The following is a 26,191-nucleotide window of genomic DNA, read 5'->3' on the forward strand; positions in this document are numbered from 1 at the left end:
ATACTCTCGGGTCGGCTTCATCCAGACGGCTATTCGTCTTGCAGGGCGGCTTGACGCTTGTAATGATCCTCGATTACCATGCAAGCCATCGCTTCGATCACGGGTACGACGCGGGGACAGATGCATGGATCGTGCCTGCCGATCGTCGCAATCTCTCGTTCGTTGCCGTCCACATCGACAGTCTGTTGAGGGATAGAAATGGATGAAGTCGGCTTTACGACGACTCGAAACACGATGTCCGCCCCAGTGCTGATACCACCGATGATCCCGCCGGCATGGTTCGTCCGGAACCCTCCTGCGTCCATCTGATCGTTATGTTCGCTTCCCCGCATAGAGGCCGCTTGGAAGCCCGTCCCGAATTCAATGCCCTTAATCGCGCCAACAGATAACATTGCCTTCGCTAACTCAGCGTCAAGCTTGTCGAATACGGGCTCCCCCAGTCCTGCGGCAATGCCGCTAATTCGACATTCGACGATCCCCCCGCAGCTGTCGCCTTCTTCTGCCAGTCGTTCGATCATCTCGATCATGCGAACGGCCGCTTCGGGATCACACGCGCGAACGGCATTTTGTTCGATAGCATCGGCGTCGAATTGCTCACATCGGATGCCACCAATCTCCGTCGTATAAGCCATGATGGAGACGCCCCGACGTTCCAAAAGCTTGCGCGCCACTGCTCCGGCAGCCACTCGCGCAGCTGTCTCCCTTCCCGAAGCTCTTCCGCTGCCGCGATAGTCGCGGATCTTGTATTTCTTTTCATAAGTGAAATCCGCATGCCCGGGCCGGTAGGCCGATTTGATTGTGTCGTATGCCGACGGGCGCATGTCGGTGTTATTAAGCATGATGCACAGTGGCGTTCCCGTCGTTCGCCCCTCGAAAAGACCGGATAAAATTCGTATCTTATCGTATTCCTTGCGAGGAGTTGTAACTGAGGATTGCCCGGGTCTTCTTCGATCCATCTGAATCTGAATGTAGGCCTCGTCCAGCTCAACGCCCGGTGTGACGCCTTCCAAAATGACGCCCACTGCTTCTCCGTGTGACTCCCCGAACGTAGTCATTTTTAACCGCTCTCCAAACGTACTCCCTGCCATGTCCATACCTCCCGAATACTTTCGATTCCTTCTCCTTCAGTTTAGAGGTATATTTGAAATAAATGAAATCGCAATATCGAAGAGTTCCCATAGAGAGGATTGATGACAAATGATCGCAAACACGGAATGGTATCGAGTGTTCCTGCATGCGGCAGAGACTTCCAATCTGACGAAAGCTGCGCAAAACCTCCATATGACACAGCCTTCTGTGAGTTACGCCATCAAGCAGTTGGAAGAAGCACTCGGTGTAGGGCTGTTCGACCGGTTATCCAAGGGTGTCCGCTTAACGCAAGAAGGTCAGGCCTTGTATCAGCATGTAAGGCAAGCATTCGATGAACTTGATTCAGCCGAGCGCCGCTTGAAAAGGCTACAGCAGTTCAGCGAAGGCAGGCTGAGGATTGGCGCGAACGGGGCAATCCTCAAGGACTTTCTCCTCGCCTTGCTCGACCGATTCCATGTCCGCTATCCCGACATCCGTATTCAGCTGTCACAGGAGCGGACAAGCAGCATTTTGGAGCGCTTAAAGAAAGGCTCATTGGATCTCGGCTTTGTTCACCTGCCCGTATCGGATGAAGAGATCAAGATCATCGACTCGCATGACTCCCCTTATTGCGCTGTGATCGGAACGGCCTTCGCAGAATGGGCGCGAGAGCCCCTTCGTACAGAACAGTTGGCGGAGCTCCCCCTCTTAATGCTATCCCCCGGCAGCTCGACGCGCTCCTTCATCGAAGGGTGGTTCCGGTCACAAGGAGTGGAAGTGGAAGCCGACTTCGAGTTGAACAGCCTGGACATGTTAGCGGAATTTGCCGAGCGCGGTTATGGAACAGCATTCTTGCCGCGAGCCTTCGTCGCGTCCCGCATCTCGGACGGTTCCTTGCTAGAGCTTCGAACAGAAACGCCATTACCGGATCGATATATCGGAGTCGCAGTTCGGAAGCAGGTGTCGCCCTCGCTTGCTGCAGGGGCATTTTTGGAGATGCTGCAGCAGAATTGACGATTTTTCATCGACCATTCACCAATCGGATAGGAGGCTACCCATTAGTTGAGTAGCCAACCTTCCACACCACCGTACGTACCGTTCGGTATACGGCGGTTCAACCGTTTAAGTGCAATTGACGCAGACGCTCGTACTGAGCAGGGAAGTCATAATACCCTGCCTGTGCGAGCTTTTCGTTTGTAACAGAGCGTTGCAGTATCGCACTTCCGGCAATGCGCCAGTAACCTAGCCGGGTGTTTCCCCATGAATAGGCCTGCCACTCTGGTACTCCCAGCTTCCGCAGGTTCTGTACCTTTGTTCTCGACTTCTTCCATTGCTTCCAGATGTACATGCGCATCCGTCTTCGCAGCCATTCATTCCAGCTTTGCAGGATTCGCTTCATGTCGGCTACATAGAAATAACCGATCCATCCGCGAATGTAGACCTTTACGTTCTCCATCACTGTCGGGCATTCCTGCCTTAACTCCGGCTCGTTAGCTCTTTCAACTTCCTCTTTGCCTTTGCCAGGGATTGCCGATGTACGCGGATATATACGCCACTTCCATTCTTCCCCAAGGCAAAGCCGAGGAATTTGAAATCCTTTCGAGCCACTACGCTTACCACTTTACTTTTCCGCGCATTCATCTGGAGCCTCAGTTTGTTTTCAAGGTATTTTCGGCATGACTCCAGCAATCGCTCCGCCGCCCGTTTGCTCTTCGCCAGCACTACGATGTCATTTGCATAGCGGATGACGATTACTCCTCGGCTTCTCATCTCCTGATCGAATTCGTTCAGGTAGATGTTTGCCAAAAGCGGCGACAGGGGACCTCCCTGAGGAGAGCCTTCCTCTGTTTCGTGGCGTACCCCGTTTTCCATCACTCCGCTTTTCAGATACTTCTTAATCAGGTCAGTTACGCGCTTGTCCTCGATTTGTTTGCGCAGGAGGTTCATCAACAGCTCATGGTTCAGCGTGTCGAAGTACTTCGAGAGGTCAATTTCTACCGCGTGGACCCATCCCTGCTCCGCATAAGCTTTCACTTTTCGGATCGCCTGCTGCGCACTCCGCCCTGGGCGATAGCCGTAGCTTCCATCCGAGAAAAGCGGCTCAAACCGCGGTTGCAACTGCTGGGCGATGGCTTGCTGGATGATGCGATCCACGACCGTGGGAATGCCGAGCTTTCTCACTCCGCTTCCATCTGGTTTGGGGATTTCCTTGCGCCGCGCCGCACCGAACTCGGCTTGTATCTACCTTCCCGGATGCATTGCAAGAGTTCGTCTCTGTTTTCCCGCAGCCACGGCAATGCCGCCTCGACTGTCATTCCGTCGATTCCCGGTGCTCCGTGATTGCGCTTGACCTGCTTGTAGGCCTTGTTCAGGTTGTCCCTGCTCAGTATCCTTTCCAGCAAGTCGATTGCACCGTCCCTTTCTCTACTCTCCCGAGTGTCGATGCTCTGCGCTCCTGCATACTCTTCGTGTTCAACACTATCCCTTTACAGGCAGCCCTTTCGGTATTCTGCTTTCATTGCACCGGCTCTCCTTCCTGTATGTATTCAAGACTTACGATTGTTCAGCCCTTCTCGAGAAAAAAAACTTCCCGGTAGTACGGCTTCTGCTGACTTCTCACAGCGAGCTTTACTCCGTCTTTCGGATTTTTTTCCCTACTCCACGTCTGTGAGATCTCCCCGGGTAAGAGCGATAACCTTCCCCTCATCCATCTGCCACATTTACATCCTGGGATTCGGGCAGTATTGGACTTTGCTTTGTAATGCAAGCTCGTCAATCCCAGCATGCCTTCTATGTGATTTCTGTTCGTCAGACCGAGGGTTTGCCTCCGGCTTCCTTCAGATTCGGCCTCACGGCCGACACCCTTGCCTTTGGCTAACAGTTCCTACTGCCAAGCCTGTAGCGGACTTTCACCGCCAAGTTATCGCCCATGCCGGGCACACTGAAAAAGGCAACAGGATACGGCTGCCTTTGCTTCGTTTTTATCGACTATCGGTTCAGCAGATATAAGTTAGATCCTCATCAAATCCAATCATGTTAAAAGCTGACACCTGTTACAGGAACCAACACTCAGCTTTAAGAAAGCTAACTATAACCCCTCACTTCGATAACCTCTGCATAGTCCGAGCCGTTCGTACTCTCCACCACCAACCGAAGCGTCGCGCTCTGAACGGGCTCCTCCAAACGGTGGACTCTTTTACGGCGGCGGTTATTCGCCTCCGAGGCAAGCGTGATCCAATTCCCTTCGGAATCCAGCGCTTCTAATCTATAGGCACAGACCAGCTCAGGGATGCCTTCGTCTGGATCGAAGCGGATCACGATGCCATGATCATAATAGTAAAATGAGGGATTTGATTGCATGACCTACGATCCGAAGACATGCCTATTTTAATACAGACGATTTCCGCTCTTTTATGGAGGTGCTTCAAGGAATTTAGACCCATCCCATTCCCGATTTTGACAAGAACTTGAACACATTCCCGACTGATGGCAGGGGGAGGATGAGGTCGATAAAAAAGTTGTAATCTGAACTTACCGACTAAGATAACGGGCAGTTTGGGCTGGAAGACTGCTTACGAATCCTTTACAGAGGAACTGTCGCACTTGGCTTAACAATCCGTCATACTATAAATATCTCTTCTATCAAATTTCCGTACAGGAGTTATTTAATATGAGGATTTTGCAAAATCCTGAATATAGGAATTGAACCTTTTATCTCTCTGTGTTGTTAACTTAATATAGTAGAGCACAAGAAAGGTGGGGAGCCTGCTTGACGGAGAGGGAGTTTTTTGAACGGTACAACAAAGACGTGCACAGGACCTGTTACTATATGCTGCGCAATGCGTCGGATGCCGAGGATGTATGTCAAGAAGTATTTATGAAGGCGTTAACCTCCGGCTGGGAGCAGGTTGAGTATCACAAAACATGGCTGATGCGCATAACCGTCAATCATTGTTTGAACCATCTGCGGGCAAGCAAGGCGAGACGCATGAGAGAGAATTTGCTTCTTATATTCCAGCGGGAAAAAGCTGCACCGTCCTCGTTAGCCCTTGTAGAGCAGCAGGAGACGAAGGATGAGTGGAAGCGCCGCATGGACCGGCTGCCGGATAAAATTAAAATTGTCGTTATGCTCCGCTTTACCAATGATCTGCCCTTGGCAGATATCGCAGAGGTACTGGATATCCCGCTCGGCACGGTGAAGTCCCGCTTGAATAGAGGGCTAAAGCTGATGAAGAACATGATGGACGAGCTCGATGAGGAAGAACTTCCGCCAGGGCATATTGCCGAAAAGCAAACGATCAGAGGAAAGGATGGTGCGGAATATGAGCAAGCAGGAACCAGAGGAGAAAGTTCTTGCACAGCAACTGGGCGGTGAAGGCAACCACACCTACCCGGACTTTGACGCGATGTGGCTTAAAATTGCGGCTGACAGGCAACAGGAACAAGCGCCTACAGTGGTTAAACGGACAAAACGCACTGGATTTTTGCATGGACGCCGTCTTGCTTTTTTGTCCTCGATTGCTTTTGTCATTATTGCAACCCCAGTCCTTGCCTCCATGTCCGGAAAATGGGATTTTACGTTTCGGCCGGGATTGAAAGCGGCACTTGATCAAGGATTCGGACAAACGCTTAACAAGAGCGTTACTGCAAGCGACGTTACCTTTACTATTGATTCAGCGATGTCCGATGACAACGGGACCACGCTGCTGTACAGTTTTGATCCGAAAGACAAACAGGCACGGAAGTGGGGATTTTCCGAAGTAGAGTTGCGCCAAGCGGATGGGGAGAAAATCACGCAGGTCAAGGGCGGCCGAGAGATGGAGATGTACTGGAAAAATGGATATTACTCGCATAGATGGGACACGGAGAATAAGCAATATAACGGTTTTTTCGAAACGGATTGGACTTTTCCCGGCGTAGAGACGGATGTGCAATTTATTGTGCGGGGGCTGCAAGAGTATCGTGACAAGCGGGTTCCGTTTAACCTGGACACTTCGCAAGACGGCATCCAGACCTTCCCGATTAAAAAAGACGGGATCGACACCTTGAACATTGAGGTGGTGAATCAAGGAGCGGAGGGGGTACAGATCAAATCATCTCTTAGATATATGAATAAGCAAGCGGCGGATACGGCCTCGCCGCGAATCCAGGTAATGAAAGACGGTAAACTGGTGAAATCGGAGAGGCTGGGTTCGGCTTGGCCGGACGCGGACGGAGTTTATGGATCGAGGGATTATTATCGTTGGAAAGATATCAACCAGAAAGGCATCACATTCGATTTGGTTTACCTCGTGGAGGGGCAAAAAATAGATGGAGAGTGGAATGTCGGCACTTTAAACCTGAACAAAGAGAAATCTTTGAATGCCTCGGTTACGCGAGAACTGAATATTCGTTTTGAAACGTCGTTTGGAACTTCCACGATTCGCAAGCTGATTATTAGGCCTACAGGTATCCGGATTGAGATCCAAACCCCGGAGGCGCATCAATACCCTATCTTCGAAAATACCTTTTTGTCCATCAACGGCCGGAAGCTCGAAGGATACATGGCATTAGAGAACGGGGGCGACGATGAACCTGAACCTTACATGAAGACGTTGCTGTTTGATGTTCCGCCGGATCTTCAAGTTACTCCTGATACACCGATGGAACTGATGCTGCAAAATGAGAAAGAGTCGAAGTCAGATTACGCGCATCCGGTTTTGCTTAAGAATATATCTGGTGAAAAACAAACGGTCACCACTGACGTTGAAGGTTATCCCGTTAAGTGGACTTATTACAAAGCAAACGGAAAGCTCTATGTGAAAACGGGCAGCACGAATGAACGATTCGGAGGTATTGATCAAACATATTATGAACAGGAGGGTGAACAAATCCTCTCGAGAATTGTTTATATAGAGGGAAGCACTCCATGGGTCTCCAACGATCGTGTTAATGTCTTCCCGGGGTTTGACAGAACTGAACTTGAACTTTATATCAAGATTTATCATATCTGGCATCCGGACCGAAATCTTGCATTTAAGCTGCAATAATATGACTCGTTATTTGCATTAGTGAAATATGCGGATAGCATGGGGAACGCTCAAGGTTTTTTTATGCTCCATTTAGCGAGAAGCTCCTTTAACCGACAGCGAGCTGGCGTCGATCCTTCATCGGCGTCAGCTTGTTTGGCGTTTTCCGCCTGAATTGCCGCAAAAGCCTGCACATTTGCAGGAGTTTCTTGGTATAGAAGGGAGAGCTGAGGGAAAGGATGCAGCATCGCATATGTTTAAAATTAGTGAACCAAATTTTCCTGGGCTGTGTTTATATCGTAGAAGCTGGCACGGCAGAGATTTCTAATGATGGCGGCCAGCATGGTCTTACGACCTTTAATAGAATACGCGCAAGGTGTAAAGGAGAGAGGAAATACATATGAAAAAAGCAATGAAAGCGGCGGTTGTCGTAGCAGGAATCGCGGTGTTGTTTGGATCAGTGAATATGCCGGAAGCGGCCGCAAACAAGGTGGTCAGTAAATCGTCACAGACGGCGGTAAAGACTTCGGCTGTTGATAAAAAGGCTTTTGAAGCCGCCAAGGCGGAAATTTCCAAGAAGCTCGCACAAAAAAATCCGGGAGATTTATATATCCTGTACGTAAGGGATAAGGCGCTGAATGGCGGCAGTGAATTTATGAATTACATGAACCTGCTCCAGTTCAAAACATATGAGGATTATCTAAACCAGGCAGCCAAGCTAAAAGGACCAACGCTAACGATGCCGAAGGCCCTGCCTGAAGGATATAAATTTGTGAAAGGAAACATCCAGCCTCCACTTATTAAGTATCTCGCGCAGTATCAAAAAGAAGTCAAGGCTGAGGCTGCAGCACAAAGGAAAGGCGTTCATTACAAAAAGTTTGATTGGAAGGAATTTGGCGAAATCAATCTGCATTTTGCAAACGGAAAAGACAATTTGCAAATGCAAGTAGCCTACTATGTGGGCAAAGATAAGGGGAACGGCGGATATAATTACCATACGGCAGATGAATTCGATGCTGAGATGGCAAAGAAACATCCCGAATTTGTCAGTAACACGCTGAGTTGGTCAGATCAATATTACATTTACAATATTACAACCAATCCGGGTAACCCGCTTACTAAAGAGGAATTGATCAAACTCGCAGAAACAGCAGTAAAGAAATAAGATATCTTAGTCATAGCTTGCCGTAGGAGAAGCGGGAGACTTGGGAACCAAAGATTACACAGCGGTATATAGCAAGGGCATGAAGGGAGGCCGGTCGGATTCAATATGAGTCTGGCCGGTTTTTTTATGTCTTGTCTCCTTTCTGTCGGTCTGTTTCCTTCCTTGGATCGCTTCAGGACACACTGATGAAGCGATAACGGAATCAACGTGTAGCCAGCTCACTTATTGGAGTTTAATAACTTATTGATATTTTTTCTAGAATTGTCCAAAAAGAGTGAACCTAATTTTAACGGGTTGTGTTTATATCATAGAAGCTGGCACAAAGGGATCCCAAATGATAAGCCTAGCCTTCACACATCACTTAAGTATAAGAAAAGAGAGGAGAAATATACACATGAAAATCCCAGTAAAGGCGGCGGTTGTCGCAACAGGTATCGCGATGCTGTTTGGCACTGCAAATATGACGGAGGCAGCTACGGTCAATAATTCCGCAGAGGCGGTCACAGCGAAAGCTCCGGCTGCTGATCAGAAGGCCGTTGACGCGGCAAAGAAAGAACTCAGCCAAAAATTGCAGCAAAAAAATACAGGAGATATGTATCTCTTGTACGTAAGCGATAAAAATCTCAATGGTGGCTCTGAATTCTTGTATTACCTGGATATGTTCAAATTCACAAACTATGAGGATTACCTGAACCAGGCAACCAAACTGCAGGGTCCTGTGCTTCAAGCGCCAGAAGGTCTGCCTGAAGGATATAAATTTGTGAAAGGAAACATTCAACCACCGATTGTCAAGAATCGTACGGAGTATCAAAAAGAAGTGAAAGCTGAAGCTGAGGCCCAAGGAAAAGGCGTTTATTACAAAAAGTTTGACTGGAAGGAAATGGGTGAAATTAATCTGGAATTTGCAAACGGAAAAGACAATTTGCAGATGCAAGTATCCCACAAGATTAACAAAGATAAGTCGAGCGGCGAATACCGGTACTTCACATCGGACCAATATGATGCCGAGACAGCCAAGAAGCATCCTGAATGGGTAAGAAATGTACTGAGTTGGTCAGATGAGGATCATGTATACAACATCACAACCAATCCGGGCAACCCGCTCACCAAAGAAGACTTGATCAAGTTTGCAGAGACGGCTGTTAAGAAGTAAGGCGGATTAAACTTTATCAGCAATGATCAGATGTAGAAAGCCGGCGATGCAAGGATAAATGCAGGCATACTTAGCAAGGGTTCTGAAGAAGCCGGTCAGATCGAAACATGGATCTGGCCGGCTTTTTCGTGCGGGCAGATCACGAGACAGTTGGCAGTGCCCAAGTAGACAGAATAAAAAAGGCAGCTTTATGCTGCTTTATGCTGCGACCGTCTCCCTGAATGCCACTAGGGAACGGTCGTTTAGATTATTCTGAAAGCGTCCGTGGTTGTAAAACCAAATGTGAAAAGTACTCTATACAGGCATTACTGAAGGAAATACACGCTTTTTGGTTAGGGGATAAGTCCGGCAGTCGCTGTAAGCTTAAAAGCATCTTATCCGCAAGCTCTTCTGAAATCCCACCAGACGCTTTCGCTTCTTGGATACGATGCATCCATTCGTCGCATGTAAGATCTGGCAGGTGCTTAGAAGGGGTATACCCTTCCGGTACCGAGAATATAAAATGACTCTCACCCTATAGGCACTATACAACTCATAATGAGTTCGTTGTTATCGTTGATTTCAAAAAGTGCGGCGACTGGCTTTCTATTCCAAATCGACAGCTTCTTCGCACTGCTAATTCAAACTCTCATCGGCTTTTAACAAATCATCAACACAATGATCTGCCAATGTCATCAAATTAAGTTCATGGATTTCATAGATTTCATACCCAGACTCCTTTAAAAAGGCAATCTCATTTTAACAGCGACCGGAACCGATATACGCACCGTCCCACGGCACGATAACAGAGTGTGCCGCCCTTCCCTTTCTCCCCCTCCCACACCCAAGAGGCTGCACACCTCTCCCCTGCTCAGGTGCGTATATCGGGTGGAGGAGCATCGCGTTCGCCTTTAAAATCGGGAAGCTTCCTTAAACCTATTTCATTCCTGCTTCCCGATTTTAACAGCGACCGGAACCGATATACGCACCGTCCCACAGCACCATATCAGAGTGTGCAGCCACTCCCTCCCCCAGACATCCCTCAAGTTAATGCAAAAAAGCCCAGCTCCCTCAAAAGCAGGAGTTGGGCTTTCTATTATTTCAATTATTTGCGCTTCAAGTTGTAAAACGACTTCAAGCCGTTGTATTGAGCAAGTTCACCCAATTGATCTTCGATGCGAAGCAATTGGTTGTATTTTGCCACACGGTCTGTACGGGAAGGAGCACCCGTTTTGATCTGACCTGCGTTCGTAGCTACTGCGATATCAGCGATCGTGCTGTCCTCGGACTCACCGGAACGGTGGGAGATTACAGCCGTGTATCCTGCGCGTTTTGCCATTTCGATCGCATCGAATGTTTCTGTCAATGTGCCGATTTGGTTTACTTTGATCAGGATGGAGTTACCGATGCCTTCGTTGATACCTTTTTCCAGACGCTCGGTGTTGGTAACGAACAGGTCGTCACCCACGAGTTGAATTTTGTTACCCAATTTCTCGGTGAGCAATTTCCAACCTTCCCAATCGTCCTCGGAGCATCCGTCTTCGATGGTTACGATCGGGTATTTGTCTACCCAAGAAGCGAGCAAGTCCACGAATTCTGCTGGTGTGAAGGATTTGCCTTCGCCTTCCAGAACATACTTGCCATCTTTGAAGAACTCGGTGGAAGCAACGTCCATACCCAGCAATACATCTTCGCCTGGCTTGTAGCCGGCTTTTTCGATCGCTTCGATGATGGAAGACAGTGCATCTTCGTTGGATGTAAAGTTAGGAGCGAAGCCGCCTTCGTCACCAACCGCCGTGTTCAGGCCTTTGCCCTTCAGAACGGATTTCAGGTTGTGGAAGATTTCAGCGCCCATGCGAAGCGCTTCTTTGAAGCTAGGAGCGCCAACAGGCAATACCATGAACTCTTGAACGTCAACGTTGTTGTCCGCGTGAGCGCCACCGTTCACGATGTTCATCATAGGTACTGGAAGTTGTTTGGCGTTGAATCCGCCAAGGTAAACGTACAATGGAAGATCCAATGCATCAGCAGCAGCGCGAGCTACAGCCATGGATACGGCCAGAATTGCGTTCGCACCCAGTTTGCCTTTGTTTGGCGTACCGTCCAAAGCGATCATCAGCTTGTCAATGCCGAGCTGGTCCAGAGCGTCCATGCCGATCACTTCAGGAGCGATAATTTCGTTCACGTTCTCAACGGCTTTCAGAACGCCTTTGCCCAGGTAACGGGATTTGTCGTCGTCGCGAAGCTCAACGGCTTCGTGAATGCCAGTGGAAGCACCGGATGGAACGATCGCGCGACCGATTGCACCGGATTCCAGGTATACTTCAACCTCTACGGTTGGATTACCGCGGGAGTCAAGGACTTCACGTGCATATACATCAGAAATAATAGTCATGTGTATAGTCTCCTTTTAATGTTATGTTTATGTTCCATTATGAACTACTTATTTACGTGCTGCAATCATGGAGGTTCCGGTCATTTCGTCCGGCTTCGGCAGTCCCATCAGATCGAGAATCGTTGGCGCGATGTCAGCGAGAATACCGCCTTCGCGCAGCGTTACATTCTCATCCGTTACGATGAACGGAACCGGGTTCGTGGTATGTGCGGTGAATGGACGTCCATTCTCATCAAATACCATGTCCGCATTTCCGTGGTCAGCGGTAATCAGAACAACCCCGCCTTTTGCCAAAACAGCCTCTACAACCTTGCCGACACACTCATCCGTCGTCTCAACGGCTTTAATCGTCGGCTCCAGCATACCGGAATGGCCTACCATGTCCGGGTTCGCGAAATTCAAGATGATCGCGTCATGCTTATCCGCTTCGATTTCTCTCACACAAGCATCCGCCACTTCATAGGCGCTCATCTCCGGTTTCAGATCGTACGTCGCCACTTTCGGCGAGTTGATCAGTACGCGTGTTTCGCCTGGAAGCTCAACATCGCGTCCACCGCTGAAGAAGAACGTGACGTGCGGATACTTTTCGGTTTCCGCAATACGAAGCTGCTTCTTGTTGTGCTGAACCAGCACTTCGCCCAGCGTGTTGTCCAGATTCTTCGGTTTGTAGGCGACGAAGCCTTCCACCGTCTCGCTGAACAGCGTCAAGCAGACAAAATGCAAGTTTTGCGGGAACTTCGGTCCACGTTCAAAGCCACGGAAATCATTATTCGTAAACACCTGGGACAGCTGAATCGCACGGTCAGGACGGTAGTTCAGGAAGATGACGGAATCTCCGCTCTCCACCAGACTAACCGGCTCGCCTTCACCATTCACAATAACGGTCGGTTCTACGAATTCATCGTAAACCGATTTCTCGTAAGATTCATTGATGGCTTTCAGCGGATCCGTATATTTAGGTCCTTCGCCATACACCATGGCACGGTAAGCCTTCTCGACACGATCCCAACGCTTGTCGCGGTCCATCGCATAATAACGACCGGAAAGCGTAGCGATTTGGCCAACGCCCACTTCTTCAATCTTCGCAATCAGATCCTTAACGAACTGCTTGCCGCTGTCCGGTGCCACGTCGCGTCCATCCATGAAGCCATGGATGTATACGTCATGGAAATCTTCCTTTTTGCAAAGATCCAGCATGGCGAACATATGCTCAATATGACTGTGAACGCCGCCGTCGGATACCAGTCCGTACAGATGCAGCTTCTTGTTGTTGTTCTTGGCAGCGCGAACGGCTTCCACCAACGTTTCGTTCTCGAAGAACTCTCCTTCACGAATCGACTTCGTGATACGGGTCAAGTCCTGATACACAATCCGGCCTGCGCCGATGTTCAAGTGACCCACTTCGGAGTTCCCCATTTGACCTTCCGGCAAGCCTACGGCTTCGCCGCAAGCGGTCAACGTGGTGTTCGGGTACTGCTTCAAATACCGGTCGTAGTTAGGCTTGTTCGCTTGTGCGACCGCATTGCCCACCTCGGTGTTCCGAAGACCGAAACCGTCCATGATGATCAGAGCTACAGGTTTTGGAGCAGACATTTACTTCGCCCCCTCAACGAGTGCGATGTAGGAAGCCGGTTGTAGACTTGCACCACCAACGAGCGCGCCGTCGATGTCACTTTGTCCCATATACTCCGCTACATTTTCAGGCTTCACGCTACCGCCGTATTGAATGCGAACTTGGTCTGCAACGGTTTCGCCATACAGCCCTTTAACGAGTTCACGGATGTATGCGATAACTTCGTTTGCGTCCTCTGCCGTAGAGGATTTGCCCGTTCCGATCGCCCAGATTGGCTCATAAGCAATAACAACATGAATCGCTTGATCAGCCGGAACACCTGCGAACGCAGCTTCTGTTTGTACCTTGCACACGTCTTTGGTTTGGCCAGCTTCGCGTTCTTCCAGCTTTTCGCCAACGCATACGATCGGAAGAAGACCATGACGGAATGCCGCATGTACCTTTTTGTTCACGATCTCATCCGTTTCAGCAAAGTACTGACGACGCTCGGAATGTCCAATAATGACATAGTCCACGCCCAGATCTTTCAGCATCAAACCGCTGATTTCACCAGTAAAGGCGCCATTATCTTCAAAATGAAGGTTTTGTGCACCGATTTTTATGTTCGTGCCCTTTGCTGCTTCAACCAATGCAGGAAGATTGGTAAATGGCGCGCAGATCACGCTTTCCACGCCTTCTACTTCCGCTTTGCCTTTCACATCTTCAATAAATGAAGTTGCTTCCGGAACAGTTTTGAACATTTTCCAGTTACCAGCTATGATAGGTGTTCTCACACGATTCACTCCTTTATTCCCCCGAAGAATCGGGGTCCAAACTTCTTCATCCACTTGCTATCCAATGTAGTGCCTAATTCTATTTATCGTTCAATGCCACAACACCAGGAAGTGCTTTGCCTTCCATGAACTCAAGAGATGCACCGCCGCCTGTCGAGATGTGATTCATCTTGTCGGCAAGGCCGAATTTCTCCGCAGCTGCAGCCGAGTCGCCGCCGCCGATAATCGTGTAAGCTTCCGTATCCGCACAGGCTTGTGCCACTTCACGAGTACCGTTGCTGAACGGAGCGATTTCGAATACGCCCATAGGACCGTTCCACACGACAAGTTTGGAGTTCTTGATCACTTCTGCATACTTGGCGCGAGTCTTAGGACCGATGTCAACGCCTTCCCAATCGGCAGGAATGCCGTCGATATCAACGATCTTAGTATTCGCATCTGCACTGAACTCGTCCGTAACGACGATATCTTCCGGCAGGTAGAAGTTTTTGCCCAGCTCTTTAGCTTTCTCGATGAAACCAAGTGCAACATCAAGCTTATCTTTATCAAGCAGAGATTGACCGATTTCATGGCCTTGAGCTTTGAAGAACGTGTAAGCAAGTCCACCGCCGATGATGACATTGTCAGCAAGCGTAAGCAGGTTGTCGATCACGTCGATTTTGTCCTTAACCTTCGATCCACCGATGATGGCGGTAAAAGGACGGTCCGGATTCGAAAGGGCTTTACCGAGAACGGACAGCTCTTTCTCCATCAACAATCCTGATACTGCCGGAAGATGATGAGCGATACCTTCTGTCGAAGCGTGCGCACGGTGAGCAGCACCAAACGCGTCATTCACGAACAGATCAGCAAGCTCAGCGAATTGCTTCGCAAGTTCTGGATCATTCTTCTCTTCACCAGGGTAAAAACGAACATTTTCAAGCACGAGCACATCGCCGTTTTGCAGCTTCTCTACCTGCGCTTTAACCGCTTCTCCTACCGCTTCATCCGCCTTGGCTACCGGTTTACCGAGCAGCTCGGACAGACGCTGACTTGCCGGAGTCAGGCGCAAAGATTCAACGACCTCTCCTTTTGGACGGCCCATGTGGCTGGCCAGGATGACTTTCGCTCCTTGCTCTACCAAATATTTAATGGTCGGCAAAGTCTCGCGAATACGAGTGTCGTCTGTAATTTTACCATCTTCGAGCGGTACATTGAAATCGACGCGGACAAACACCCGTTTGCCACTTACTTCTACATCACGTACACTTTTCTTGTTCATCTCCACGTTCCTCCTAAGAAAACTATTCTCCTCACCGACAGCATGCAGTTGCTCTCGTTTCTCTCTCTATCGCTAACCAGCGCCCGGATCTTGTCTATTCTTCCCAGTGCTCTGGCATGAAAACAAGGAAAAACCATGAACCAAAGAGGAGACCCGTGAAACGGAACTCCTCTTCGATTGTATGGCTAGATCAATTACAGACCTTTGCTTGCGATGTAAGCAGCGAGGTCAACGACACGGTTGGAGTAGCCCCACTCGTTGTCATACCAAGAAACAACTTTCACCATGTTGTCGCCAACTACCATAGTGGAGAGCGAATCGATAGTGGAAGAAGCTGGGTCGCCATTGTAGTCGCTGGATACAAGCGGCTCTTCGGAGTAGTTCAAGATGCCTTTGAGCGGGCCTTCAGCAGCTGCTTTCAGAGCTCCGTTTACATCTTCAAGTGTTACGTTTTTGGACAGCTCAACTACGAGGTCCGTTACAGAAACGTTCTTCGTAGGTACACGCATAGAGTTACCGTTCAATTTGCCTTTCAATTGTGGCAGAACGAGGCTAACCGCTTTAGCAGCACCTGTTGTGGATGGAATGATGTTTTCAGCGGCTGCACGAGCACGACGCAGATCTTTGTGCGGCAGATCAAGCACTTGCTGGTCATTTGTGTAGGAGTGAATTGTAGTCATCAATCCTTTAACGATACCAAAGTTCTCGTCAAGAACTTTTGCAAAAGGAGCCAAGCAGTTTGTCGTGCAAGAAGCATTGGAAATGATGGTGTGGCTAGCAGCATCGTATTTGTCTTCGTTAACGCCCATAACGATGGTGATATCTTCGTCAGTAGCTGGAGCGGAGATGATAACTTTCTTAGCGCCGCCTTTCAAGTGAGCGGAAGCTTTGTCTTTCGCTGTGAAAATACCAGTGGATTCTACAACGATTTCAACGCCATACTCAGCCCAAGGCAATGCTTCTGGGTTACGCTCAGCGAATACTTTCACTTCACGGCCGTTTACAACGAGTGCGCCTTCTTTAGCTTCAACTGTTGCATTAAGTCTTCCGTGAGTTGTGTCATATTTCAAAAGGTGTGCCAGCGTTTTTACGTCCGTCAAATCGTTGATTGCCACGATTTCAACTTCGCTGTTGTTCAGCGCAGCGCGGAACACGTTACGTCCAATACGTCCAAAACCGTTAATACCTACTTTAACCATGAGTAGTTCCCTCCATATTTGTAAAATTTATATATTCAAGATTGGCCGTTAAGCCAATCAAGACAACAATAATGAAAAATCAGTTGTACGCCCGTGGATTCAAATACCGGCGTCAATCTCCTTCTCGACTTCCAGTGCAGCTGCTTCATCGGTGACGAGAATATCCTCATGTCCGAATTTTAGCACCGCGTGAATCGCCTTGCCCTTGCCTTGCCCTCCAGCAATGCCGATGATCGTCTCTGTCTGCATAATATCCTCAAGCCGAAGCCCAAGGGTAAGCATTTTGTGGACAACTTCACCATCTTCACTAAAGTAGTAGCCAAAGGATTCCGCAATCGCGCCATCTGCCTGCAAGTTCTGAATAGAGTTTTCATCCAGCTTCCGCCTTCTTGCCATTTCCATGGCATCTCCGATGCCGTGAATAATGACTCGGCAGCGCCTGATCACATCCACAATTTCCTGGATATGCTGATCCTGTACCAAAGACTGGTAGGCATCTTCGCTTAGCAGATCCGGTACATGAAGTAATCGGTACTCAGCCCCCACGCGCTTTGCCATCTTGGAGGCAATGGTGTTCGCTTGAATCTCGACACTCTCCCCGAGACCGCCCCGGGCAGGCACAAACCAAGTGCTTGTCAGCGGTTCGCCACCAGGTAAAGAGGACATCTGCTCTGCTACTTCGGCGAGCGTGGAGCCGCCTGTTACGGCGATCGTATCTCCATCCTTTACAAAGCTTAGCAGCGTTCTTGCTCCGGCACGGCCAAGCTCGCGTTTGACTTCCGGAGATAACTCACTGTCACCGGGAATAATGACCACTTTACGAAGCCCATAAGCCTGACGAATCTTCTCTTCCAGTTCAACCAGTCCGAATAACTCATTCATAACCGGTTCGAGTTCCTCCAGCAAGCATATCCCTGAGCTGCTGATTCGCATGCCAAGCGTTTCAATCTCGATTAGCCCTTGCGCTTTCAGAAGATCAGTCTCTGCTCTGAGGACACGCTCGGTCATCGAGAGTGATGAAGCCAATGTTCTTCGGCCAACAATTCCGGACAGCTTGATCTGATGAAGGATGGAATACCTTCGTTTAAGAATATCCATCAGATCCGGCAGAAGCTGCTCTTGTATTTCTAATAGGTTACGCATGCATTCCACTCCTGCAAACTTCGTCTCGGCTCTCCTCTACCTGGTCGTAAAATGTCCCAGTCGAACTTTTTAAGTCCCACCCTTATTCTAACCAATAATCATGCCGGTTGCAAGTGTCCGAAAGTATATTTCTCTACCCCAAGCATTCTTATTCATTATGACCAACTACAGGCTTGTCTATATAATAGGAACAAAGTTTTGTCTGCTATTGTATTTTTGTAATAGATGCGGTATAATCAACTTCGTTGCTAATTTTTTAGATATCAGAAAGTATAAACTTCGCGGAGTCAGCTTCCTGATATCGCAAGAAAAACTACCGCTAAACGCGGTCTGTCTTCTTTGAATGTACGTCGATAGACATTTTTCTTATGCGCCCGTGGTCCAATGGATATGACGTAGGCCTCCGGAGCCTGAGATCGAGGTTCGATTCCTCGCGGGCGCGCCATTTTATCTTTATTCTCTATACTGATTACCCTAAAGTGCCCATGACGGCTCTTTTTTTTACCCAATAGTTTGACTATCTTTGACTTTTTGATTTAAATTGTTTATCATGTGGGTAATACGGTAACAGTATTTATATGAGGTACTTAAGAGGAGGTTTTCCACGTGAGTTTTATACCTATGGTCGTTGAACAAAGCAACCGCGGTGAGCGGGCGTACGACATCTATTCCAGATTGCTGAAAGACCGCATTATCTTCCTCGGCTCCGACGTAAATGACGTGGTCGCCAATTCCATCATTGCCCAAATGCTGTTCTTGTCGGCTGAGGATCCTGAGAAGGATATTCATCTTTACATCAACAGTCCTGGCGGTTCCATTACCGCAGGTATGGCGATATTCGATACGATGCAGTTCATTAAGCCGGACGTTTCGACGATCTGTGTCGGCATGGCTGCTTCTATGGGTGCATTCCTGCTCAACGCAGGCGCTAAAGGCAAACGTTACGGTCTGCCTAACAGCGAGATTATGATTCACCAGCCGCTCGGCGGCGCACAAGGTCAAGCAACGGATATTGAGATCCGTGCTCGCCGCATTCTCAAAATGCGTGACAAGCTGAACCGCATCCTGTCTGATCGCACTGGCCAACCGCTGGAGCGCATCGAGAAGGATACCGATCGCGACTACTTCATGACGGCCGACGAAGCCAAAGAATATGGCCTGATCGATCAAGTATTAGAGAATACACCGCCGCAAGGCTTATAAAAGAAATGAAGTAAAGGGCAGGCGCCGTTATCTGGTGCCTGCCCTTTCTTATTCTCTGAAGGGGATTTATTGAAAACTTCAATTCGGGAGAGTGAGAGTATCCCCTTCGGTCGCTGTTCAAATCAGGAAACTGGAATGAATGGATAGGTTGTTTCCCGATTTCAAAGGCGAACGCGTTGCTCCTCCGGGGATACTCTCACTGGAGGGGACAACTTTTTCAATAAAACCTAAAGACGGTAAGGCGCCCCTCCTAAAAGGCCTGCCTTACCTTGAAAGGAGGGGAAAAGGCAAGCCTCGGGATAAAACAATAAATCCCCTGACCGCAGGAAGCGGGAGTATACACTCCACGCTCACGTGATCAGGGGATTTTTCGCAACTCGTTCCAGCACAGCGTTACATCAGGACAACATCATGTTTCTAGACAAGCTATAGTATGAAAATAAATGATTGCAGTTTACACAAACCGCTTACCGTATTCTTACTTCCACTCTTTCAGGTTCAGCTCAAATTCCGGGAATCCATAGGCATACGCGGTGTACTCATAAAGCTGGAAGTACAGCACCGCAGCATTATCCTTCACATAAAAATCAGCATCCGCAGGCACGCCCTCAAATCCGCCGAGGTAGCCCCCTTCTTTTTTCATCGTGTTCAGCACAAGGTTGTTCAGCTTCTGTTTATTCTTGCCCTGCATGTTGATGAAATCGCCCAGCTTCATTTGCTTGCCATCCTTCAAGGAGAAGGTGAAGCTTTTGCGGAAGGTCATGCCATGGGCACCACCGGTGTAAGAATAATTGTACGCCGTAATGCTCAGGATATCGTTCTGGTTGTAATGAACCACGAAGTCCCCGCTGAATTCGTAAGGGATACTGGATTCCGACGGCGGGAATTCCTCAGCATTCCCTTCGGCACCGCTGATTACGCCGGATGCATTTTCTTTCAGCACTTTGTTGATTTCGGCTTGGACCTCTGCATTATCGAGTCCACTGATTACAGGATAGTTCACAACAGCATCCATACCCTGAACCTTCTTCTTCAGCGCAACCGATTTAATGGTAATGTCATTCTGTTTCTTTGGTGTCATGCTGAGTGTTTTCAAAGAAGGATTCCATTGTCCCTGAACACCCATGTATTCGCTGATCGCTTTGAATGGCACATACAGACGACCATTGATGATCTGTCCGCCAGGCTCGCCGGCATACGAACCATTCACCAGAATACCGATTTCAGTTGAATCATATACGATAGCACTCAGTTTGTTATAGCCGTTACCCAGTGTATACGTACGGTTTTTTGCATCATATTTAAGAGGCATTCCCAGGCCGTCCCGCAAAGCGGTTGCCGGCACATAAGTTACCCCATGCAGCACGAGACCTTTCTGTGACAGGGTCTTGCCATTCCATTTCAGTACGACTTCATTCTTCGACGATTTTTGGCTGGCGGAAACGGGTGCCTTAGCGGCGCTTGCATCGATGACCTGTCCGCTCAAACCCAGACCGCCAAGCAGGACGCTAGTTGCAATTAATGATGCACATACACGTAATTTAGGATTCATATCAGAACTCCACCTTTGTTAAATTAAGTTTCCGTTAGTTGTTAATCTATTACCCTTAATCATTATAAGGAAAGCTTTCAATGTATTGGTAACAACGCCAGTGACAATTTTGATTCCAGGCCGTAGGACCTACACGTTCTTCTAATCTTTCCGCATGAATGCTTATAAGCTTAGAAACACACCAAAAAAGAGAGCTCATGCACCCAAAAACAACAAGATTTCGCTGCACCGGAGTGCATAACTTAATAGAAATAATCCGATACCGACAAGCGCACTGTGAATACTCAATAACACCAGATGCAGAGCGCTTTTCCTGAAGAAGTTCAGAAACAACACCGCTGCAACGCCCGCTACGATTCCTGCAAGAACCAGCAAGCCCATCACATCGCTCAAGCCGATTTCTCCTTTTCCTGATTTAAACGCATAGAAACCTGGTTTAAATCATTTGCGTCCTCCCTTATATATAACAACGAAACGGGCCCCGAAGTTGTGGTTCGATTCGCATAAATCGGACATTTTTTCCTATTCCAGGCCTTAGGACCTATTCTTTGCTAACAAAAAAAAGAGCCTGCCCCAAGGGGACAGACTTTTTTATTACAAAAATATGAAAATGCTTGTTATAATTAACGACCGCTCTTCAGCTCAGTCCATAAACGATCATAGATCGAGAGCGAGTCACCGACATTATCGAGCCATTCGGTACGGCCCAGCTCTTCATCTGTCAGGTTGATCATCGTATTGGCGCGGTATTCCTCGCTATGGAATTCCATCGCTTTGGTGTTCGGATTGCTGTATCCGATGAATTCATAGTTTTTGGCGCTGACCTCAGGCTCCATCATGAAGTTAATGAATTTCTCGGCCAGCTCTTTATTCTTGGCTCCCTTAGGAATCGCGTAGTTATCAGAGAAGATGGTAGCCCCTTCTTCTGGCACGACATACGCCACATCCGGATTCTCCGCTGCAATGAAGGCCGCATCTCCGGACCAGACCGTAGCAATCCAGCCTTCTTCTTGGATCATCTTCTGCTTAATGTTATCCGTATCAAACGCAAGCACATTCGGCAGCAGGGTCTTCAGGTCATCCGTAGCTGCGGTGATTTCCGCTTCATCCGTGCTGCTGTTGGATTTCCCTTGCTTCTTCAGCGCCATGCCGATCATTTCACGGTTGTCATCCAGAAGCAGAACTTTGCCCTTGTATTCCGGGTTCCAGAGGTCTTCCCAGCTGTTGATCTCATCCTTCACATACTTCTTGTTATATGCAATTCCCGTTACACCGGACGTGTAGACGATCGAATATTTATTGCCCGGGTCATAGGAAGGGTCTTTGAAAGTATCCGTAAGATTGACGAAGTTCGGGATATTATTCATATCAAGCGGCTCAAGCAGCTCCGATTCAATCATCGTTTTCACCATATAATCGGACGGCTGAATGAGGTCATATCCACTGCCGCCAGCCTTGATCTTAGCCAGCAGGTCTTCATTGTTTGCGTAATTGTCGTAGGTTACCTTCACGTCGAACTTCGCTTCGAAGTCCTTCAGCACCTCAGGATCAAAGTTATCCGCCCAGCTGTAAATGTGAAGCGTCTCCTTATCCGAGCCGCAACCGGCCAAGAGTCCCACAGACAAAACCGCAACCATGCCTGCCGTCAGCAGGCGGGTCCATCTTGATTTTTTCAATTCAATATCTCCTCTCTTTCCACTTGCATGTTTTATTTCGAAAAAAGCGTTCATCTCAGCTTAGATCGGTAATGTTTTATGTTTCTTTTGCCCATTGCCGCGGTTAAGAATATATTGGGCTAACAGAATCAGCGTGATGCTGACTAGAATGAGCAGCGTACACAGCGCGTTAATCTCTGGCGAGATGCCGCGCTTCACCTGAGCGTAAATATAGATCGGCAGCGTCGTTGAGCTTGGGCCGGCGACAAAAAAACTGACCATAAAATCATCCAATGACAGCGTAAAAGCAATCAAGGCGCCGGAGATAATGCCCGGAGCAATCTGCGGCAATGTAACATGCCGGAACGTCTGCCAAGGCGTAGCCCCCAAATCCTGGGCCGCCTCATCCAGCTGTTTGCCCATGCCCGACAGTCTGGCCGTCACCACGACATACACATACGATAGGCTGAACGTTATATGTGCGATGATCACCGTCGTCTTGCCAAGCGGCATGTTCAGTTGACTGAACAGCACCAGCAGCGACAGCCCCATAATAATATCCGGGATAATGACGGGCAGATACAGCAGCCCATTCATGCCGCTGCGACCTCTGCGCCCCATACTCCGAAGCGAGAGCGCCGCCGCGGTTCCAAGCAGGGTGGAAACGATCGTCGATATGACCGCCACCGTCAAACTGTTCATCAGCGCTTCCATCACGTGCCGGTTCTCGAATAGCGACACATACCAATCTAACGTAAATCCTTCCCAGTTGCCGCTAAGCCGCGTGTTGTTAAAGGAATAGATGATGATCATGATGATCGGTACATAGATGAAAGCCATCATAAGGAAAGAGTGAATCCCGAGCAGCGGGTGATTCTTCTTCTTCACTTATCTCCCCTCCCCTACGCGTTGATGGCGGGCTTGCATCGCCCGGTTAAAGAGCAGGATCAGCACCAGGGACGTGATCACAAAGATCACCGACAACGCCGCTCCAAAGGGCCAGTTGCGCGCACCCAGGAACTGCTGCTGAATAATATTACTGATCATGGAGGACTTCGCGCCTCCCAAAATATCCGTAACTACAAACATCCCGGAAGTCGAGACATAGACCAAAACCGCTCCCGTCATGATACCGGATTTGCTCTGCGGCAAGGTAATGTGGCGGAATGCCTTCCATCTAGAAGCGCCCAGATCGCTGGCCGCATCTATCAGACGCTTATCCATCTGCTCCAGGGCCACGTAAATCGGCAGCACCATGAAGGGAATGAAATTATAGACCATGCCGAGAAGTACGGCGCCATACGTATACAGCATCTGAATCGGCTCATCGATCCAACCCATCCACAGCAGCAAGCTGTTCACCACGCCTTGCGTTCGTAGCAGCAGAACCCAGGCATAAGTGCGGATCAGAAAGTTAATCCAGAACGGGACGGTGATCAGAATTAATCCCCAGGTTTGGATACGCGGGGAAGCGTTGGCTATATAATAGGCCAAAGGATAGCTGACTAACAAGCAAATCACCGTAGTCAGCAGCGACAATACCAGGGTATCCCAGTAAATTCCCAAATATAATGGATCAAAAAAGGTTTTATAGCCTTCGAGACTGAAGGAAAAAACGATATTCCCCAGCGAATCCCGCGAGAGCAGGGAGATGCCGACCACAATTAGCATCGGAACGATCAGGAACAGGAATAACCACAGCAGCACCGGAGTCAACAGGAACCTTGATTTCCTCATGGCCCGATGATCACCTCATCCTTGGTGTTCCAGTTCACCCCAACCCGTTCACCAACCTCCCAAGGATGGTCATCCGAGATATCCAGGGCAATCGTGACCTTCATCGGTTCTTCATCCAATTGGACCAGAAGCTTATGAACACTGCCGAGGTACTGTACATCCTCAATCACGCCGTTCTTCCTGGCACCCGAATCCCGCTGCGGAATGAGTTTCTCCGGCCGCACTGCAAAAAGACCTTCGGGCGAGGAAAAGACGTTATTCTCCCCTACAAACGTGGCAGCAAACAGCGTTTGCGGTTTCGCATAGATCTCGCGCGGCGTACCGATTTGTTCTACCCGTCCGTGGTTCATGATAACGATCCGGTCCGAGAGCATCATGGCTTCCTCTTGGTCGTGCGTTACATAGACAAACGTAATCCCGAGCGTCCGCTGCAAATGCTTGAGCTCGGACTGCAGATTTTTGCGGAGCTGCAGATCCAATGCGCCCAGCGGTTCATCCAGCAGCAGCACCTTCGGCTTGTTGGCGATGGCGCGGGCGATGGCCACGCGTTGCTGCTGTCCGCCGGACAGTTGGTGCGGAAAGCGTTCCCGCAGGGCGGTCAGCTGTGTCATGGCAACGGCCTCGTCCACCCGCTCTTTGATGAGCTGACGCGGCATTTTTTTCATTTTCAACCCAAAAGCAATATTATCTTCTACGGTCATATGCGGAAACAGAGCATAGTGTTGGAATACCAGATTCAAGTCCCGCTTGTTCGCAGGCATTTCCGTCACATTCTGACCCGCCAGCCAGACCTGTCCTTCGGTCGGCTGTTCGAATCCTGCTATCATTCGGAGAATCGTCGTTTTGCCGCAGCCGCTGGGGCCCAGCAAAGTCAGGAATTCCCCCTCTTTAATGGAGAGCGACAGCGGATGCACGACCGCTTGTCCCTGAAAATGCTTCTCGATCTGGACAAGTTCAATCACATGCATCAACCCCTTCTTCAAAATGTGACCTATTCCATGTGTACATTCCTGCTAACCAGTGTGCACAAAAACGTTCCCCACTAAGAAGAAACGGTTATACTGCCTATCGTTCTCAGGTTGGCAGAATCCGTTTCTTAAGGGTGGAAGCGTCTAGAAATCTCTACTAAGAAAAAAAAGCCATATCCATGGGTATGGCTTTAACGTTTAAATAAAGTTCAGTTTTTCGCATATTCACTATACCTCGTTTTCCCCCTATACACAACACTTTTCTGTGTATTTCATCTAGGGAAGGCACGGATACAGGACCGGATAATGGTATTTCATTTTTCGAAAAGGGATGCACAAAAAACCGTCCACCAATAAAGACCCGGATGAACGGTTTTTAGTATTCTGAGTCGAAAACAGTTACTATTTCAGCTCATATTGCACGTACAGCTGCGTCGAGATTTTGATCTCGCCCGGCTTCACCGATGTGTTGGCACCCGCGTCCGCTGCAACGGACTGTGCTTCCATCGCCATTTTTTCGAGGCCGTAGATGTTATCTATACCCACAGAACCTTCCACAATGTTAAGCACGATACCCAGCTGACGCTTGGAGGCTTTTGCCATCGCTTGGGCTTTCAGGTCCGCATTTGCCACGGCTTTATCTATCACTTGGGCTTCAAAAGCATCACGGTTCTCGACCGAGAAACGGGCGTTGCCAATGGAATTGGCGCCGGCATCAGACGCTGCATCGAGCAGATCGCCGACTTTGCTCAAGTCGCGAAGAGTGACTTCCAGAGAATGATAAGCACTGTAATTCTTCACTTTACGTCCATTATCATCAGAGTACGTATAGTTAGGCTGTACATAGAACTGTTCGGTTTTGATATCCTTGTCATCGATCTTCCATGTTTCTTTCAGCATCTTCGTAATCTTATCCATTTTCTGCGCATTGCTCTTCTGTGCGGATTTTGCGGTTTCCGCATACGATTCAGCCCCAATGGAAAGATATACGATATCTGGCTTCACCGAGATCTCGCCTTTACCGAGTACGGTAAGAAGGTTTTGCTGTGCTGCCTCCGCCGCATGCACCTCGGTTGCCCCGCTCAATCCTACTACTGCCGTACTGCCAGTCAACAGTGCACCTGCAATCATGATGGAACCTACTTGTTTGACCCATCTTTTCATTGTTGTCAGCCTCCTTTATATTGGCATCGCTGCCATGCTTGCCTTACCCTTCTAACGTGAGGGCATTGGTAAATGTTGCATCCGGAACGAAGCGTTTTGAGATTTTTCTTTAACTTTGTTGATACGCCCCTGTTAATTGGTATATCTAGGCATGATTGGTGGATCAGCACAATAAGATACCCAATGAAGATGACG

At 48.8% G+C, this 26,191-nt stretch carries 23 protein-coding genes and 1 tRNA gene; 7 read left to right on the forward strand and 17 right to left on the reverse strand.

Translation table 11 applies throughout. The annotated features are described in order from the left end of the window. Positions 1–29: 29 nt before the first annotated feature. Positions 30–1,088, reverse strand: coding sequence for a chorismate synthase (gene aroC, locus AB4124_RS08695; RefSeq protein ID WP_076322659.1), 1,059 nt, complete (start codon positions 1,086–1,088; stop codon positions 30–32). Positions 1,089–1,197: 109 nt separating this feature from the next. Here aroC and AB4124_RS08700 point away from each other — a divergent pair, with 109 nt between their 5' ends. Continuing rightward, positions 1,198–2,082, forward strand: coding sequence for a LysR family transcriptional regulator (locus AB4124_RS08700; RefSeq protein ID WP_215156679.1), 885 nt, complete (start codon positions 1,198–1,200; stop codon positions 2,080–2,082). A gap of 100 nt (positions 2,083–2,182) precedes the next feature. Here AB4124_RS08700 and AB4124_RS08705 read toward each other — a convergent pair whose 3' ends face one another. The 3 genes from AB4124_RS08705 to AB4124_RS08715 form a co-directional block, all read right to left on the reverse strand. Next, positions 2,183–2,524, reverse strand: a complete 342-nt coding sequence (locus tag AB4124_RS08705; RefSeq protein WP_430109953.1) for a group II intron maturase-specific domain-containing protein — start codon at positions 2,522–2,524, stop codon at positions 2,183–2,185. A 20-nt stretch (positions 2,525–2,544) separates the two neighbouring features. Further along, a complete protein-coding gene (locus AB4124_RS08710) occupies positions 2,545–3,249 on the reverse strand; it encodes a reverse transcriptase domain-containing protein (protein ID WP_430109950.1) in 705 nt (234 codons plus the stop codon). Positions 3,250–4,152: 903 nt separating this feature from the next. Continuing rightward, positions 4,153–4,428 carry a hypothetical protein gene (locus AB4124_RS08715; protein WP_441972399.1) on the reverse strand — a complete coding sequence of 92 codons (276 nt, stop codon included), beginning with the start codon at positions 4,426–4,428 and terminating at the stop codon, positions 4,153–4,155. A gap of 409 nt (positions 4,429–4,837) precedes the next feature. Here AB4124_RS08715 and AB4124_RS08720 point away from each other — a divergent pair, with 409 nt between their 5' ends. The 4 genes from AB4124_RS08720 to AB4124_RS08735 all read left to right on the forward strand — a co-directional run bounded on the left by AB4124_RS08720 (position 4,838) and on the right by AB4124_RS08735 (position 9,394). After that, on the forward strand, positions 4,838–5,443 hold the full coding sequence (locus tag AB4124_RS08720) for an RNA polymerase sigma factor (protein ID WP_430109945.1): 606 nt from the start codon (positions 4,838–4,840) through the stop codon (positions 5,441–5,443). Further along, positions 5,391–7,097 (forward strand): DUF4179 domain-containing protein, encoded by a 1,707-nt coding sequence (locus AB4124_RS08725; RefSeq protein WP_441972401.1) that lies wholly within the window; start codon positions 5,391–5,393, stop codon positions 7,095–7,097. The genes AB4124_RS08720 and AB4124_RS08725 overlap by 53 nt, the downstream gene beginning before the upstream one ends. A 379-nt stretch (positions 7,098–7,476) precedes the next feature. Then, positions 7,477–8,241, forward strand: a complete 765-nt coding sequence (locus AB4124_RS08730) for a DUF4367 domain-containing protein (protein ID WP_441972402.1) — start codon at positions 7,477–7,479, stop codon at positions 8,239–8,241. A gap of 394 nt (positions 8,242–8,635) precedes the next feature. Continuing rightward, positions 8,636–9,394: a DUF4367 domain-containing protein gene (locus AB4124_RS08735; protein WP_441972404.1), complete on the forward strand. Its 759-nt coding sequence runs from the start codon at positions 8,636–8,638 to the stop codon at positions 9,392–9,394. Positions 9,395–10,478: 1,084 nt separating this feature from the next. Here the strand turns inward: AB4124_RS08735 and eno are convergent. From eno to AB4124_RS08765, 6 genes are all read right to left on the reverse strand, one after another. Then, positions 10,479–11,768, reverse strand: a complete 1,290-nt coding sequence (gene eno / locus AB4124_RS08740) for a phosphopyruvate hydratase (protein WP_076326196.1) — start codon at positions 11,766–11,768, stop codon at positions 10,479–10,481. A 48-nt stretch (positions 11,769–11,816) separates the two neighbouring features. Next, positions 11,817–13,361, reverse strand: a complete 1,545-nt coding sequence (gpmI, locus tag AB4124_RS08745) for a 2,3-bisphosphoglycerate-independent phosphoglycerate mutase (RefSeq protein WP_076326195.1) — start codon at positions 13,359–13,361, stop codon at positions 11,817–11,819. Then, a complete protein-coding gene (gene tpiA / locus AB4124_RS08750; RefSeq protein WP_213646118.1) occupies positions 13,362–14,114 on the reverse strand; it encodes a triose-phosphate isomerase in 753 nt (250 codons plus the stop codon). A 79-nt stretch (positions 14,115–14,193) separates the two neighbouring features. After that, positions 14,194–15,375 carry a phosphoglycerate kinase gene (locus AB4124_RS08755; protein ID WP_430109934.1) on the reverse strand — a complete coding sequence of 394 codons (1,182 nt, stop codon included), beginning with the start codon at positions 15,373–15,375 and terminating at the stop codon, positions 14,194–14,196. 194 nt (positions 15,376–15,569) lie between these two features. After that, a complete protein-coding gene (gap, locus tag AB4124_RS08760) occupies positions 15,570–16,574 on the reverse strand; it encodes a type I glyceraldehyde-3-phosphate dehydrogenase (protein ID WP_076326192.1) in 1,005 nt (334 codons plus the stop codon). Positions 16,575–16,673: 99 nt separating this feature from the next. Further along, entirely contained in the window at positions 16,674–17,717 is a 1,044-nt protein-coding gene (locus tag AB4124_RS08765) for a sugar-binding transcriptional regulator (RefSeq protein WP_076326191.1), read from the reverse strand. A gap of 370 nt (positions 17,718–18,087) precedes the next feature. On the opposite strand from AB4124_RS08765, the gene AB4124_RS08770 reads away from it, so the two are divergent. Both AB4124_RS08770 and clpP read left to right on the forward strand, forming a co-directional pair. Then, positions 18,088–18,162: transfer RNA gene (locus AB4124_RS08770), tRNA-Arg, on the forward strand. Between the two features lie 161 nt (positions 18,163–18,323). Then, positions 18,324–18,920, forward strand: coding sequence for an ATP-dependent Clp endopeptidase proteolytic subunit ClpP (gene clpP, locus AB4124_RS08775; protein WP_006207581.1), 597 nt, complete (start codon positions 18,324–18,326; stop codon positions 18,918–18,920). A 478-nt stretch (positions 18,921–19,398) separates the two neighbouring features. Here the strand turns inward: clpP and AB4124_RS08780 are convergent, their stop codons facing one another. The 7 genes from AB4124_RS08780 to AB4124_RS08810 form a co-directional block, all read right to left on the reverse strand. Next, entirely contained in the window at positions 19,399–20,472 is a 1,074-nt protein-coding gene (locus AB4124_RS08780) for a PdaC/SigV domain-containing protein (RefSeq protein WP_430109931.1), read from the reverse strand. 195 nt (positions 20,473–20,667) lie between these two features. Further along, entirely contained in the window at positions 20,668–20,865 is a 198-nt protein-coding gene (locus AB4124_RS08785) for a hypothetical protein (RefSeq protein ID WP_441972409.1), read from the reverse strand. Between the two features lie 230 nt (positions 20,866–21,095). Next, positions 21,096–22,148, reverse strand: a complete 1,053-nt coding sequence (locus tag AB4124_RS08790) for an ABC transporter substrate-binding protein (protein ID WP_379414498.1) — start codon at positions 22,146–22,148, stop codon at positions 21,096–21,098. 60 nt (positions 22,149–22,208) lie between these two features. After that, positions 22,209–22,970 carry an ABC transporter permease gene (locus AB4124_RS08795; RefSeq protein ID WP_179090738.1) on the reverse strand — a complete coding sequence of 254 codons (762 nt, stop codon included), beginning with the start codon at positions 22,968–22,970 and terminating at the stop codon, positions 22,209–22,211. Positions 22,971–23,015: 45 nt separating this feature from the next. Next, entirely contained in the window at positions 23,016–23,864 is an 849-nt protein-coding gene (locus tag AB4124_RS08800) for an ABC transporter permease (protein WP_430109927.1), read from the reverse strand. Beyond that, entirely contained in the window at positions 23,861–24,832 is a 972-nt protein-coding gene (locus tag AB4124_RS08805; protein ID WP_441972411.1) for an ABC transporter ATP-binding protein, read from the reverse strand. Before AB4124_RS08805 ends, AB4124_RS08800 begins: the two co-directional genes overlap by 4 nt. A gap of 402 nt (positions 24,833–25,234) precedes the next feature. Next, positions 25,235–25,996: an SIMPL domain-containing protein gene (locus tag AB4124_RS08810; protein ID WP_076326185.1), complete on the reverse strand. Its 762-nt coding sequence runs from the start codon at positions 25,994–25,996 to the stop codon at positions 25,235–25,237. Positions 25,997–26,191 lie beyond the last annotated feature (195 nt).

This window comes from Paenibacillus sp. 2KB_20 (assembly GCF_052115765.1).
Classification (GTDB): domain Bacteria; phylum Bacillota; class Bacilli; order Paenibacillales; family Paenibacillaceae; genus Paenibacillus_AQ.